This is a genomic window from Achromobacter sp. ACRQX, from assembly GCF_022346505.1.
Classification (GTDB): Bacteria; Pseudomonadota; Gammaproteobacteria; order Burkholderiales; family Burkholderiaceae_B; genus Achromobacter; species Achromobacter animicus.
Genome location: NZ_JAKRML010000034.1, coordinates 1 through 13,708 on the forward strand (window position 1 = coordinate 1; position 13,708 = coordinate 13,708).

At 65.1% G+C, this 13,708-nt stretch carries 15 protein-coding genes; 7 read left to right on the forward strand and 8 right to left on the reverse strand.

The annotated features are described in order from the left end of the window. Positions 1–4 precede the first annotated feature (4 nt). The 4 genes from MHZ91_RS23810 (at position 5) to MHZ91_RS23825 (ending at position 1,662) form a co-directional block, all read left to right on the forward strand. A complete protein-coding gene (locus tag MHZ91_RS23810; RefSeq protein WP_370647868.1) occupies positions 5–118 on the forward strand; it encodes a DUF4148 domain-containing protein in 114 nt (37 codons plus the stop codon). 90 nt (positions 119–208) lie between these two features. Beyond that, positions 209–514, forward strand: coding sequence for a DUF4148 domain-containing protein (locus tag MHZ91_RS23815; RefSeq protein WP_175136911.1), 306 nt, complete (start codon positions 209–211; stop codon positions 512–514). Positions 515–605: 91 nt separating this feature from the next. After that, positions 606–911, forward strand: coding sequence for a DUF4148 domain-containing protein (locus MHZ91_RS23820; protein WP_175124758.1), 306 nt, complete (start codon positions 606–608; stop codon positions 909–911). 154 nt (positions 912–1,065) lie between these two features. Further along, positions 1,066–1,662, forward strand: a complete 597-nt coding sequence (locus tag MHZ91_RS23825) for a TetR/AcrR family transcriptional regulator (RefSeq protein ID WP_175124757.1) — start codon at positions 1,066–1,068, stop codon at positions 1,660–1,662. Between the two features lie 95 nt (positions 1,663–1,757). Here the strand turns inward: MHZ91_RS23825 and MHZ91_RS23830 are convergent, their stop codons facing one another. The 3 genes from MHZ91_RS23830 to MHZ91_RS23840 form a co-directional block, all read right to left on the reverse strand. Beyond that, a complete protein-coding gene (locus tag MHZ91_RS23830) occupies positions 1,758–2,612 on the reverse strand; it encodes a cysteine hydrolase (RefSeq protein WP_218342512.1) in 855 nt (284 codons plus the stop codon). A 210-nt stretch (positions 2,613–2,822) separates the two neighbouring features. Further along, positions 2,823–3,440 (reverse strand): TetR/AcrR family transcriptional regulator, encoded by a 618-nt coding sequence (locus MHZ91_RS23835; RefSeq protein ID WP_056327123.1) that lies wholly within the window; start codon positions 3,438–3,440, stop codon positions 2,823–2,825. Between the two features lie 153 nt (positions 3,441–3,593). After that, positions 3,594–5,768, reverse strand: coding sequence for a malate synthase G (locus MHZ91_RS23840; RefSeq protein ID WP_175136907.1), 2,175 nt, complete (start codon positions 5,766–5,768; stop codon positions 3,594–3,596). A 238-nt stretch (positions 5,769–6,006) separates the two neighbouring features. On the opposite strand from MHZ91_RS23840, the gene glcC reads away from it, so the two are divergent. Continuing rightward, positions 6,007–6,771: a transcriptional regulator GlcC gene (gene glcC, locus MHZ91_RS23845; protein ID WP_239216014.1), complete on the forward strand. Its 765-nt coding sequence runs from the start codon at positions 6,007–6,009 to the stop codon at positions 6,769–6,771. Positions 6,772–6,825: 54 nt separating this feature from the next. Here the strand turns inward: glcC and MHZ91_RS23850 are convergent, their stop codons facing one another. The 5 genes from MHZ91_RS23850 to MHZ91_RS23870 all read right to left on the reverse strand — a co-directional run bounded on the left by MHZ91_RS23850 (position 6,826) and on the right by MHZ91_RS23870 (position 11,778). Beyond that, complete coding sequence (locus MHZ91_RS23850) at positions 6,826–7,944, reverse strand: saccharopine dehydrogenase family protein (protein WP_239216016.1); 1,119 nt, start codon at positions 7,942–7,944, stop codon at positions 6,826–6,828. A gap of 203 nt (positions 7,945–8,147) precedes the next feature. Continuing rightward, on the reverse strand, positions 8,148–8,543 hold the full coding sequence (locus tag MHZ91_RS23855; RefSeq protein WP_175124752.1) for a DUF4148 domain-containing protein: 396 nt from the start codon (positions 8,541–8,543) through the stop codon (positions 8,148–8,150). 400 nt (positions 8,544–8,943) lie between these two features. Next, complete coding sequence (locus MHZ91_RS23860; protein ID WP_175124751.1) at positions 8,944–9,348, reverse strand: DUF1090 domain-containing protein; 405 nt, start codon at positions 9,346–9,348, stop codon at positions 8,944–8,946. Between the two features lie 186 nt (positions 9,349–9,534). Further along, the gene (gene ubiA, locus MHZ91_RS23865) at positions 9,535–10,461 is read right to left on the reverse strand and encodes a 4-hydroxybenzoate octaprenyltransferase (protein WP_175136903.1); all 927 of its coding nucleotides are present in this window, start codon (positions 10,459–10,461) and stop codon (positions 9,535–9,537) included. A gap of 120 nt (positions 10,462–10,581) precedes the next feature. Beyond that, positions 10,582–11,778 (reverse strand): PLP-dependent aminotransferase family protein, encoded by a 1,197-nt coding sequence (locus tag MHZ91_RS23870; protein WP_175136902.1) that lies wholly within the window; start codon positions 11,776–11,778, stop codon positions 10,582–10,584. Between the two features lie 144 nt (positions 11,779–11,922). On the opposite strand from MHZ91_RS23870, the gene MHZ91_RS23875 reads away from it, so the two are divergent. Further along, positions 11,923–12,408, forward strand: coding sequence for a GAF domain-containing protein (locus tag MHZ91_RS23875; RefSeq protein ID WP_175136901.1), 486 nt, complete (start codon positions 11,923–11,925; stop codon positions 12,406–12,408). A 341-nt stretch (positions 12,409–12,749) separates the two neighbouring features. Next, positions 12,750–13,664, forward strand: a complete 915-nt coding sequence (gene dapA / locus MHZ91_RS23880) for a 4-hydroxy-tetrahydrodipicolinate synthase (protein ID WP_239216018.1) — start codon at positions 12,750–12,752, stop codon at positions 13,662–13,664. The last annotated feature ends 44 nt before the right edge of the window (positions 13,665–13,708 follow it).

Below are 13,708 nucleotides of genomic sequence, written 5' to 3' on the forward strand. Positions count from 1 at the left end.
CCCGATCGCTTTCACCAGCGACAAGACCCGCGCTCAGGTCAAGCAAGAACTGGCTGCTGCCCGCGCTCAAGGTCTGACCGACGGTGGCGAACTGGACTACCCGCCCGTTCAAGGCTGATTTATTCGACCAAACCTCTATCTATAGATAGATAGCTTCAACCCAACAACGCAACACTGCATTTCAAACCAACCTGACTGGAGATTTCTCATGAAGACCCTCGTTTCCGCCCTGATCCTTTCCGCTTCCTTTATCGGCGCTGCCCAAGCTGGCGAGCTGGACTATCCGCCCGAGCTGAACACCCAAAGCACGGTGACCCGCGCTCAAGTGCAGCAAGAACTGGCCGCCGCTCGCGTCAACGGTGAACTGGCATTCGGTGAAGAAGGCTACGCCGCTGCCCCGATCGCTTTCACCAGCGACAAGACCCGCGCTCAGGTCAAGCAAGAACTGGCTGCTGCCCGCGCTCAAGGTCTGACCGACGGTGGCGAACTGGACTACCCGCCCGTTCAAGGCTGATTTTTTCGACCAAACCTCTATCTATAGATAGATAGCTTTAACCGACAACCACGCAGCAACTGCAGCAACTCAACCATTCTGGAGATTTCTCATGAAGACCCTCATTTCCGCCCTGATCCTTTCCGCTTCCTTCATCGGCGCTGCCCAAGCCGGCGAACTGGACTATCCGCCCGAACTGAACACCCAAAGCACGGTGACCCGCGCTCAGGTGCAGCAAGAACTCGCCGCCGCCCGCGCCAATGGCGAACTGGTGTCCGGTGAAGAAGGCTACGCCGCCACCGCCTTTGCCCACGCTGGCGACAAGACGCGCGCTCAGGTCAAGCAGGAACTGGCAGCCGCCCGCGCCCAAGGCCTGACCGACGGCGGTGAACTCGACTACCCGCCCGTGCAAGGCTGAAGCAGATGGCAATCAAAGCGGACCCCGGGGGCGGGACTCTTGTCCCGGCCGGAGTCCGCTGGCACGGTCGGTGACATGGAATGGCCCGCTCGGTAACTGCCGATAAGGGACCCTCCCAATGACGAACCGATCTATTAGTAGGTAATATGCCGCCATGGATACCCCGACTTCCAATACCACTCGCGAACTGCTTCTGGCGCACGCCGAGAAGCTGATCCGCATGCGCGGATGCAACGGCTTCAGCTACCGCGACCTGGCTGAGCATGTGGGCGTCAAGACGTCCAGCATCCATTACTACTTTCCAGGCAAGGACGACCTGCTGTACGAAGCGGTCGAGGCCTACAGCACGCGCGCACTTGGCGCGGTGCGCGGGATCGACACCGCGCAGCCGGCGCAGGCGCAGCTTGAAAAATATCTGTCGATGATGGAATCCGCCGCCTGCGGTTCCGGTGAACTCTGTCTGGGCGGCATGTTGGCCGCCGACGTGATGAGTTTGTCGGAACGGGTCCGCGGCGCGCTGCAGGGATTCTTCCGCGCGCACGAAGCGTGGCTGGCCCGCGTGCTGGCCGAAGGCGCGGCGCAGGGTACGCTGAAGTTTTCCGGGACGCCCGAAGCAGCGGGGCGGGCGGTGTTCGCGACGATCCAGGGCTGTTTGCTGGTGTCTCGCCTGTTCCAGCAGCCGCCCGCGTTGTGCGAAGCGATCAGCGCGCTTTACGTCGAATGCGAAGGCAAGACGGGACACGGCGCCTGAACGCCACGCGCTGACTTCGCTGTTCACCGTTTCACGGCCGCTTTGCTGACGCAAGCGGCCGTTGTGTTTGGGCGCGCCGACTGCGCGTCGCCGTCTTACGCCAGCGCGCGCGCCATGTCGGTGCTGGTACGTTCCTGCACGCCGAGATCCCGCATGCGTTGCAGAAAGCCCGACTGTGCGTTCGCAAAGCCCGCGACGGGACTCATGCAGTCCGTCAGCAGCACGATGCGCGACAGGTTGCCGCCGGGCAGGTGCTCGGCCAGGTGTTCGACGGTGGCCTTGACGCAGTGGCTGCCGGCCTCGCCCGCGATCAGGATCAGATCGGCGCGGTCCAGCGAGTCCAGCAAGCCGCGGTTGAGCTGGCTGCGCGGATCGTCGGCGTCGGGCACCTCGGCCATCAGCGCGCTGTAGTGTTCGGTCCAGGGATTGGCGCCCTTGGGCACCTTGCGCACGATGAACTGGCGCTCTTCTTCCCAACGACCATACGCGGCGCGCACGTCGGGATGCACGTTATGACCCCACGTGCCGATCTCGCAATGCACCGGCCACGCCATCAGCGTGTAGCGGCCGCGTGCTTCGAGTTCATCCAGATAGTTGAGCGTGCGCGGCAGGTCGTCGTCATGGCGCGGCACGAATTCGCCGGCGCGCAATTGCGCCGCCGTGATCGGCGTGAAGGGCGCGACCGGGTCGCCATTGCCCGCGCGCCAGAATGTGGGGTGCGCAATGTCCAGACGATGATGTGAATCCAGCGTGACCGTGATCGAGGAGAGCACGGGGGCCGTGGCGTCGATGAACCGCGCCAGCCGCTGCATGTCTGCGTGGGCGCCTGCGATGGGCAGCGCGGGCGCAACCGCCAGGCCGGTCAGCGGGTCGAGGGGCCGGTACGACTCGGGCAAGTCGCAGAAATCGTTTTGCGGGTCGACGATCAGCAGGTGAATGGTGCGCGGCATGGTGGGGGGGCGGGGTCTTAGAACAGCACGAGGTGTTCGGCGCGGTCGGGCAACTGGCGCAGCAGCAAGCGCCATTGGCGCCAAAGGATGGACGATACGCCTAACGCGCCTAACGGAATAAGAATCCACATGGCCTGCTCCTGTCAATATTCGCACGGTCGTGCGAAATTAATCGAAAGTAAAGCCGGCACAACGCCGGCTCCGGGGGGATTACTCGATGTACTTGAAGCTGCGATACGTGGAGATAAGACGTTCGTAGCCGGCCTTCACGCGTTCGTGCGCCTTCGGGTCACGCAGGAACCGGGCGTCGTGCATCAGGCCGATCATCAGGCTGTAGACCTCGAATACGAGCTGTTGCGGGTCTGTGTCGGGGCGCAAGTGGCCGGCTTCGAGCGCCTGGTTCACCGTGCGCACCATCGCGGCCCGCCAGCGCTTCAGGTTGTGTTCCAGCACCGACCGCAGCGGCGAGTCGACGTCGTCGTATTCAAACGCGCCGGCCACGTAGATGCAGCCGGTCAGCGTTTCGACATTGCTGGCGCGGTCGATCCACAGCGACACCAGCGCGTTCAGGCGCGGCAGACCGCGCGGGTAGGCCATGGCAGGCGTGAAGACCGCTTCGACAAAGCGCCGGTCGTATTCGTCCAGCACGGCCTGCTGCAGGGCTTCGAGCGAGCCGACGCGCGAGAAGACGCCGCTCTTGCTGATGCCGAGCCGCTTGGCGACCTGGCCCAGCGAGAGGCTTTCCATGCCTTGCGCGGCGGCCATGTCGAGCGCCGTGTTTACGATGGCCGCGAAGGTGAGTTCGCTTTTCTCGGTTTTTGCTGTCATGGCGGAAATTTAGCACGACCGTGCGAAAACCAAGGGGTTTTTAATCGGGGAGGGATGAGGCAGCAAGACACCCCCCGCCCGGATCCAAACCCAAACCCGAAAAAAAAAGCCGGACGGCATTGCCGTCCGGCTTTGGTCAAGCGTGGCGCTGAATCAGGCGCGCGCCGCCTTGTACTCCAGGCGGTACTTGTGCAGCAGCGGCTCGGTGTAGCCGTTGGGCTGGGTCAGGCCTTCGAACACCAGGGCGCACGCGGCCTTGAATGCCAGCGACGTGTCGAAGTTGCCAGCCATCGGCTGGTAGAGCGGGTCGCCCGCGTTCTGGCCGTCGACGACCTTGGCCATGCGCTTGAAGGTCTCGGTGACCTGATCGCGGTTCGTGATGCCGTGGCGCAGCCAGTTGGCGATGTGCTGGCTGGAAATGCGCAGCGTGGCGCGGTCTTCCATCAGCCCCACGTTGTGGATATCGGGCACCTTCGAGCAGCCCACGCCCTGGTCGATCCACCGCACCACGTAGCCAAGAATGCCCTGCACATTGTTGTCCAGTTCCTGCTGGATGTCGGCGGCGGACCATTTGGCGGGATCGCCGACCGGCACCGTGAGCAGGCCATTGAGCAGGTCGTCGCGCACGCTGTCCAGCTTCGTGCGTTCGAGTTCCTGCTGGACCGCCTGCACGTCGACCTGGTGGTAATGCAGCGCATGCAGCGTGGCAGCGGTGGGCGAAGGCACCCAGGCGGTATTGGCGCCGGCCTTGGGATGCGCGATCTTTTGTTCGAGCATGGCGGCCATCAGGTCGGGCATGGCCCACATGCCCTTGCCGATCTGGGCGCGGCCGCGCAGGCCGGCGTCCAGGCCCACCAGCACGTTGTTGCGTTCGTAAGCGGTGATCCACGCGCTGGACTTCATGTCGCCCTTGCGCAGCATGGGACCGGCTTCCATGCCGGAGTGCATCTCGTCGCCGGTGCGGTCCAGAAAGCCGGTGTTGATGAAGGCCACGCGCGAGGCGGCAGCTTCGATGCAGGCCTTGAGGTTGACGCTGGTGCGGCGCTCTTCGTCCATGATGCCCATCTTCAGCGTGTTGCGCGGCACGCGAATCAGGTCTTCGACGCGGTCGAAGAGTTCGCTGGCGAATGCGGCTTCGGCGGGGCCGTGCATCTTGGGCTTCACGATGTAGACGGAGCCCGTGCGCGAATTGAGCTTGTGCTTGCGGTCCTGCACCGCAGCCAGGCTGGTGACGACGGCATCGAGAATGCCTTCGGGGATTTCCTGGCCGTCGCGATCGAGCACGGCCGGGTTGGTCATCAGGTGACCCACGTTGCGCACGAACATGAGCGAGCGGCCATGCAGCGTCAGCGCCGAGCCGTCCGGCCGCGTGTAGTTGCGGTCGGCGTTGAGCTTGCGGGTGAAGGTCTTGCCGCCCTTGGTGACGTCCTCGGTCAGGTCGCCCTTCATCAGGCCCAGCCAGTTGCGGTAGATCTGCACCTTGTCGTCGCCGTCGACGGCCGCGACCGAGTCTTCGCAGTCCATGATCGTGGTGAGCGCGGCCTCGACCACCACGTCTTTCACACCCGCCGCATCGGTGGCGCCGATGGTGCTGGCGCGGTCGATCTGGATTTCGAAATGCAGGCCGTTGTTCTTGAGCAGGATCGCGGTGGGAGCGGACGCGTCGCCTTGGTAGCCGACGAACTGCGTGCCCGTCTTCAGGCCGGTCGCGCCCGTGGCAAGCGCCACGCGAAGCTGGCCGCCTTCGACCGTGTAGCCCTTGGCATCCGCATGCGAGCCCTGCGCGAGCGGCGCCGCGGTGTCCAGGAAGCTGCGCGCGCGGGCGATGACGGCGGCGCCACGTTCCGGGTTGTAGCCGCGGCCCGTGTCGCCGGGCGTGGCAGGGATGGCGTCGGTGCCGTACAGGGCGTCGTACAGGCTGCCCCAGCGCGCGTTGGCGGCGTTCAGCGCATATCGCGGATTGGACATCGGCACGACGAGCTGCGGGCCGGCCTGCTGCGAGATCTCGGTGTCCACGTTGTCGGTGGTGGCGCGCACGGTGGCAGGCTGCGGCAGCAGGTAGCCGATGCCTTCGAGGAACTTGCGGTAGGCGGCGGGATCCGTGATGGGACCGGGATGGGCGCGATGCCAGGCATCCAGTTCGGCCTGCAGGCGATCGCGTTCGGCGAGCAAGGCCCGGTTCTTGGGCGCCAGATCGTGCACCAGGGCCGCGAAGCCTTGCCAGAAGTCGTCGGCCTCCAGGCCGGAACCGGGCAGCGCTTCCTGTTCAATGAATTGACTGAGATTGGCCGCCACTTGCAGGCCGTGGTGCTGGATGCGTTGAGTCATGCGGTTCTCTGGCGTTGAGTCAGGCTGACCGGCGCGGCGCGCCGGGTGAGGGGTGCTGACATCATCGTCCGCGACCGCGCCGATGTCCATACGGAAACCCGCTGGTCATACCAGTTTGTGCGGCGCACCCCGGGCGGAACATAAATTTTTATGGTTTGATATCAGCCACTTACCAAGGCAAGGCCGATCCGCGAGAGCGCCGACCGCGCATGGTCATACCACTGGTCGCGGAGAATGCATGCACGCGGAAACTGAAGAAAAGCCCCGTCAGGTGGCCGATGAAGTCGCCGAACGGATCGAGTGTCTGATTCTGGACGGCGTCCTCAAGGCGGGCCAGGCCCTGCCGTCCGAGCGGCGCCTGACCGAAAAGCTGGGCGTATCGCGCACGGCGCTGCGCGAGGGCCTGAAGCTGCTGCGCGCCCGCGAGATCATTCACACGGCGCAGGGCAAGGGCTCGTTCGTTGCGCGCATCTCGAAGGTGGACGCCGGGCCGCTGATGCACCTGTTCAATTCGCAGCCGCGCACGCTGTATGACCTGCTTGAAGTGCGGTCGCTGCTGGAGGCCGAATCGGCACGGCTGGCCGCCATCCGCGGGACCGAGGCCGATTTCATCATGATCCGGCGCCGGTATGACGAGATGGTGTCCGCGCAGGGCGCCGCCACCGATACCGCCACCCACGCGCATCTGGACCACGCCTTTCATCTGGCGATCTGCGAGGCCTCGCACAACCCTGTGCTGGTGCATACGCTGCAATCGCTGACGGATCTGCTGCTGGGATCGGTGTTCGCGTGCGTGAACAACCTGTACCACCGCGAGCCCGAGAAGCGCCAGATCGACCGCCAGCACACGCGGCTGTTCAACGCGGTGATCGGGCGCCAGCCAGAGCAAGCGCGCAAGGCCGCGGCCGATCATGTGGACAGCGTGCGCCAAAGCCTGTCGGATATCGAGCAGGAAGAGCAGCGACTGGTGCGCGCGACGCTGCGTCTGGAAGGCTGGACGTAGCGCCGCGCGCTGGTGGCGACGAGGCCGGCTGTGATGACGGCGGTGATGACGGACTCAGCGATCGGCCACCGCGCACGCGGCCAGCGCCAGCGGTTTGCCCGCGTAAATGCGGCCGAATCGGTTGTTGAGCAATGCCTCAAGGCCAATCGCCTCTTGCCCCACGAAGCCCTGCTGCGGCAGAACGCCGTGCGCCACCAGATCTAGGGCCGCGCAAATGCCTGCGGCCGTGGACAACTGTATTGCGCTCAGGCGGTGGCCGTCGACTTCCGCGCCGAAGACACGAATCGGATACGACTCTTCTTCCAGACGGCCGTGGCGGTAGCCGGACGCCGATGCCTGGATCACGATCACGTCCTGTTCGGTAGTGGGGATGGCCGACTCGAAGATGTCCTTGAGCAGGTCGCGGCGGTCGCGCAGGCGCAGGTCAGTGAGCAGCAGCTTCATGATGTTGCAATGGCCGGGATAGCGCACTGACTTGTAATCGACGTTGCGCGCGCGGCCCAGCAGCGTCGCGGGCAAGGTGCCCAGGCCGCCGGAGGTGTTGAAGGCTTCGTACTCCACGCCGTCCAGCGCAAAGGTTTCGTAGCCTTCCAGTGCGGGCACGCTGGTCAGTTGGCCGTCCACGATCGCCTCGCACGGATTGCAGTATTCGTTGATTAGCCCTTCGGTGCTCCACGTCAGGTTGTAGCGCAGGCTGTTGGACGGATAGCGCGGGAGTGCGCCGACGCGCATGCGCAGATCGAGCAAGGTGTCGAAGCGGCGCGCCAGCGCGTTGCCGACGATGCCGATGAAGCCGGGCGCCAGCCCGCATTGCGGCATCAGCACGCTGCCGGTGTCTTTTCCCAGCGCCTGGATCGCGTGCGTGCTGGCCACGTCTTCGGTCAGGTCGAAATAATGTACGCCGGCCTTGGCGCACAAGCCCGCCACCGCAATCGCGCGATGAAAGGGCAACGCATTGACCACCGCGTAGGCCCCTTCGATGCAGCGCGCCACGCCGGCATCGTCGCCGACCTGGCGCGTTTCGCAGCCCAGTTCGGCAAGCACGGCCAGCCGGCTGGCGTCCTGGTCCGCGACGAGGACGGAATAATCGCCGCTGCGTTCCAGCATCAGCGCGATCGCAAAACCGATTTTTCCGGCGCCCAGCAGAACGATGGGCTTGGTGTGCGTGGACATGGTGCGGCTCCTGCAATGAGAGGGAAGGGAAGTGGCCCCATCCTATGCGGGAGTGCTGTCGATTTGTAGCGGCTAAACCGTCGAATCGGCTTCAAGTTACGTCGGTATGACCGTTGAAGTGGTCGAAGCGTCAAAGAAAAAGCCCTCTGGCTTGTGGCCAGAGGGCTGCCTGGTAGCGATTCACGGCCGGCGTGGCCCGTGGATTAGCTGCCCAGGTGGGGGGGATAGTCCAGGTTGCCGAAGGTCACCAGGCCTTCGGTCTTGGCTTGTGCCAGTTGCGATTCGACTTGGGCGCGGCTCAGCGACGTGGCGGAGGCCGAGGCGGCGACGGGCGGGTAGTCCATATTGCCGAAGGTCACTTGGCCGGCATTCTTGGCCTGGGCCAGATCGGCTTGAACTTGCTGCGAGGTCAGGCTGGAGTGTTGAGCGATGGGGGCGGGGTAGCCTTCTTCGCCGAACGTGTATTGGCCCGAAACCTTGGCTTGTTGCAGCTCGGCTTGAACTTGAGCGCGGGTGGGGGCTTGGTCGGCTTCGGCGGCTTGAGCGCCGGCAGCCAGAACGGACATGGACAGCATCAGTGCGGTAGCAAGGGTTTTCATGGCAGACCTCCGAGTCTTGTGAGCTTGGGATTCGAGCCCCAGGCCTGACTGCCTGGGGCTCGCTTGCTGTGTCCCGATGAGAGGCATTCTGTGCCTAAACAACCCTGGGATAAACCCTTATTACCTGAAAACATCTTTCCAAAATCATGGCTAATCGGTTTGGATTGTCCATGTTGGCGCCATGGGTGGCGATATTTCCATTGTGTGACGCGTCAGATTTCCGGGCCTCGGAGGTCGGCCCGCCGGCGAAGGGGAGGGCAACTGCAAGAATGGGCGCGCGGCCGGCTCGGGGCAGGCAGAGGCAGACATCGGAGGGGGCGCGGCGAGGGAGCGGCCGCAGGAGAGTGGGAGATAAGCGGCGGCCAGCGCGCGCGACGCCCTGGCTCGCGGGCACGTCAGGTCAGCGGTTCAGGTCGGCCAACGCGTCGTTGTATTCGGCCTGTGCTTCTTCAAGCTTGCGTTGGGCCTTGTCGATCTTGTCCTGCTTGCCCTTGGCTTTCGCCTCTGTCAGCTCTTGCTGGCGTTCGGCCACTTTGGATTGCTTCTCGCGCACGTCAGCCTCGCGCTGCGACTGCAGGCGGCTGTCGGTGCAGCTTGCCTTGGCTTCGGACAACGCCTTGCGCAGGCCCGCCTCGCGGCGCGAGTTGTTCTGCGCCTGCGCGGCGGCAATGTCGTTTTCGATGTGGCAGAACTTGGCCGCGCAACCGCGCAGCGGGGCGCAATCGGTGGCGGCTTGTGCGGGCAGCGTGGCGAAGAGGGCGCACACGGCGGCGGCGGTGGTCAGGGATTTGATCATTGCAGGCATGCGGTGACTCCGTGACGTGGGGCGGAAGGCCCATCATCGCCTGAGGCCGTCAATCCCGCAAATGCACGGCCCGAAAGTGCCGCCCGAAAGTACCGCTCGAAAATACCGCCCGAAAGTGCGGCTCGAAAGCGCGGGACGCGCAGACGTCGCCATGTCGCGTTTGCGCGCCGCTTCATCCGCGCCGCATCAGCGGATCAACGTGCCCGCCAATGCCGCGGCAACCAGCAATGCGCCCAGCCACAGGTTGGCGCGGAACAGCATGAAATTGCGGTGGGGATGCTGGATGTCGAACACCTTCAACTGCCAGGCCAGATGCGCGGCCACAGCGACCATGCCGACCTGATAGGCCCACGACAGGCCGATGGCATAACCGCCCCAGGCCCACAGCAACACGGTGCCCAGATAGAACCCGCCGATCCAGAGCTTGCCCTGATCGCCGAAACGCATGGCGGTCGAGTGCAGGCCCACGCTGCGGTCGTCGCGCACGTCGACGTAGGCATAGATGCTGTCGTAGCCCACCTGCCACAGCACCGCGCCCAGCCACATGGCGATGGCGGCGAGCGGCACGTGGTTCTGCGTGTCCGACCAGGCCATCAGCATGCCCCAGTTGAAGCAGATGCCCAGCACGACCTGCGGCCAGTAGGTGACGCGCTTGCACAGCGGATAGATGAAGACGAAGGGCAGCACGGCCACGGCCAGCCAGCGGCTCATGTCATTCAGGAAGAACAGCAGCGATCCGCAGACCAGCAGCTGGCCCAGCAGGAACCACACGGCGTTCTTCATCGACAGCTGGCCGCTGGTCAGCGGACGGAAGCGCGTGCGCTCGACGTGCTTGTCGAAGTCGCGGTCACACATGTCGTTGACGGTGCAGCCGATGCCGCGCATCAGCAGGGCGCCCAGCGAGAAGACGATAAGGCGTTGCAGGTCGGGCAGGCCGCCCGCGGCCTGGACCAGCGCGGCAATGGCCGGCAGCAGGGTCAGCCAGGTGCCGATGGGGCGATCCAGGCGGCACAGCCGCGCGTAAGGCCGCCACGACTTCGGCAGCCAGCGTTCGACCCAGTCGGTGAAGACGATGTCACTGAGATCGGCGGGGGATTGTTGCGAAGCGCTCACTGTCACGGTCACAAGTGGTCGGGAAAGCCGACAGCATAAAACAACGGCCGGGCATCGCGCCCGGCCGATCGGTCATCAAGGCATGCGCGCCGCCCCTTCAAGGGACGACGGCGGACGTTGTCATTCCGCCTTCAGCAGCTTGCCCAGGATGGCGATGCCGGTGCGGATCTTGTCTTCCGGCACGGTGGCGAAACTGAGGCGCAGCGTGTTGCGCTTGCCTTCGCCGCTGTAGAACGGCGCGCCGGGCACGAAGGCCACGTTCTGCGCGATGGCCTTTTCGAGCAGCTTGGTGCTGTCGATGTGCTCGGGCAGCGTCAGCCAGATGAACATGCCGCCTTCCGGCTTGGTCCAGGTGACGGTGGACGGGAATTCCTTCTGGATGGCGTCCAGCATGCAGCTGCCCTGGGCGCGGTAGATCTCGCGCACGTTCGGCAGGTGCTCGGCCAAGAAGCCGTCCTTGACGATCTCGTACACGGCCATCTGGGTCAGCGTGGGCGTGTGCAGGTCGGTTGCCTGCTTGGCCTGCACCAGCTTGTTGATGAGCGCGCGGCCGCCAGCGATGTAGCCCAGGCGCAAGCCCGGGGCCAGCACCTTCGAGAACGTGCCCAGACGCACGACGTTCGCGCCGTATTCCTTGGCCAGCGCGATGAGGCCGGGCTGCGGCTCGCCGGCGTAGCGCAGTTCGCCGTAGGGATCGTCCTCGACGATGGTCAGGCCCAGTTCGGCGGCGCGCTTGACCAGCGCGATGCGGCGCTCCAGGTTGAGCGTGCGGCCGGTCGGGTTCTGGAAGTTGGGCAGGGCGTACAGGAAGCGGGCGCCGTCAGCCAGTTCGGGCGTGATGGCTTCGGGGATCAGGCCGCCTTCGTCGGTGGGCACCGGCACGAAGTTCGGCTGGTACAGGCTGAACGATTGCAGCGCGCCCAGGTAGCTGGGGTCTTCGACCAGGACCTTGCTGTCCTTGTCGATCAGCACCTTGCCCAGCAGATCCAGCGCCTGCTGCGAGCCGGACACGATCAGGACCTGGTCCGGGGCGATGTCGGCGCCGGCCGCGGTCAGGTCATCGGCGACCCACTTGCGCAGCGGCGCGTAGCCCTCGGTGGGACCGTATTGCAGGGCCGCGCGGCCGTTGGTGGACAGGACCTTGTCGAATGCCGCACGCACCACTTCTACCGGGAAGCCGCCGGGCGCGGGCAGGCCGCCTGCGAACGAAATGACTTCGGGGCGCTCGGTTACCTTGAGAATCTCGCGGATGGCGGAGCTGGTGAGTTGCAGGGCGCGTTCCGAAAAGGAAAACGCAGGTTCGAGGGGCTTGTCCATGGAGTGCTTCTTGATCAAGAAGGGTGGGTCGGTTGATGCGTTTGACAACAAAGTATTGTCCCACACGGTAACAGCCCGGCCCTTTTATCGGGTGGAACCCCTAAAATCACCTGCATCGATAACCGCCAGTACAGTTACATTTTCATGTTCGAAGCCGCTCCCATCGTCGCCGATTCCAAGGCCGCCCTGTATGCCGAACTGACCGTGCAGGCGCGCGCGCTGCTGGAAGGCGAACCCGACCGCATCGCCAACGCCGCCAACCTGAGCGCGCTGGCGTTCCAGGCACTGCCCGACCTGAATTGGGTGGGCTTTTACTTCTTCGACGGCACGGAACTGGTCCTGGGCCCGTTCCAGGGCAAGCCCGCGTGCGTGCGCATTCCGCTCAATCGCGGCGTGTGCGGCGCGGCCGCCAGCCAGCGTCAGACGCAGCTCGTGCCGGACGTGCATGCCTTTCCCGGCCACATCGCCTGCGACGCGGCCTCGCGATCCGAAATCGTGGTGCCGTTGGTGCACAAGGGCGAACTGATCGGCGTGTGGGACGTGGACAGCCCCGTGCCCGACCGGTTCGACGAAGACGACCGCAAAGGCATGGAAGCGCTGTGCGCGGTGTTCCTGGCGGCGCTCAGCTGAACGCCTGCCTGCGGCGCGGCCGGCAGTACGGCGTGCCGCCGCGTTGACACCGCCGCGCCCGCCCGGTAGATTTCTGCATCCGCCGCATATCGCGTCCCGCTCATCCATGATTCATCAGGCCCACCAGACTGCTAGCCACCTCCGCGCCCTTGGCGTGGTGCTGGCTGCCGCCGGCCTGAAATCCAAAAAACAGCCGCTCATCTGACCGGAGCATGCTGTTCCGTCAGATGGGCGACGGAACAGCGGCCTCCTGGCGGCGCTTTGGCGCCTCCGCGCGCACCCCCTGACCTCCCGAGCACTTCTGTACGGTCCCCCAACGGTCCATACGAAGGAGTGTTCTCATGCAATCTCAACAATCTCTGTTCCAGGGCGTCTGGGTGCCGCTCGTCACGCCGTTTTCCGGCGGCCATGTCGACGGCGGGGCGCTGCGCCGCCTGGTGCGCCACTACGTGACCGCGGGTGTGGACGGACTGGTCGTGTGCGGCAGCACGGGCGAGGCCGCGGCACTGGACGATGCCGAACAGCTTGCCGTGCTGGATACGGTGCTGACGGAGGCGGGCGACCTACCCATCATGATGGGGCTGGCGGGCAATCATCAGGGTCACGTGCTGCATCGGCTGACGGCGTTTGGCACGCGTCCCCTGGCCGGCATCCTGGCGCCCGCGCCGTACTACGTGCGGGCGGGCCAGGAAGGGGCCGCGGCCTACTTCCGCTGCCTGGCCGATGCCTCGCGCTTTCCGCTGGTGCTCTACGACATTCCGTACCGGACCGGCACCACGCTGGAGACGCCCACGCTGCTGGCGCTGGCCGCGCATCCCAACATCTCCGCCATCAAGGATTGCGGCGGCTCGCTGGACAAGACGGTGGCGCTGATCAGCGATGGGCAGATGAATGTCCTGGCCGGCGAAGATCTGCAATCGCTGTCCGCGATGTGCCTGGGCGCCACCGGCATGATCGCCGCGGCCGCGCACGTGCGCCCCGATCTCTTCGTGGCGATGCACCGCGCGGTGCGGGCGCAGCGGCTGGACGAAGCCCGTTCGCTGTTCCATGCGCTGGCGCCGGTGATCCAGCTGGTGTTCGGCGAGCCCAATCCCGGTCCGCTGAAGGCGGAGCTTGCGCGGCAGGGGCTGCTGTCGAACGAACTGCGCCTGCCCATGCTGCCGGCCAGTGAAGCCCTCGCGGCGCGATTGGGCGCCGCCGTGGACGCGCTGGACCGCCAGTTTCCGGCGCAAGGCGTCACCCTGCGCGCGGCGTGAGCGCTTTGTGGCGTCCGGATTCAATTGGTAATAAATCGCCTACC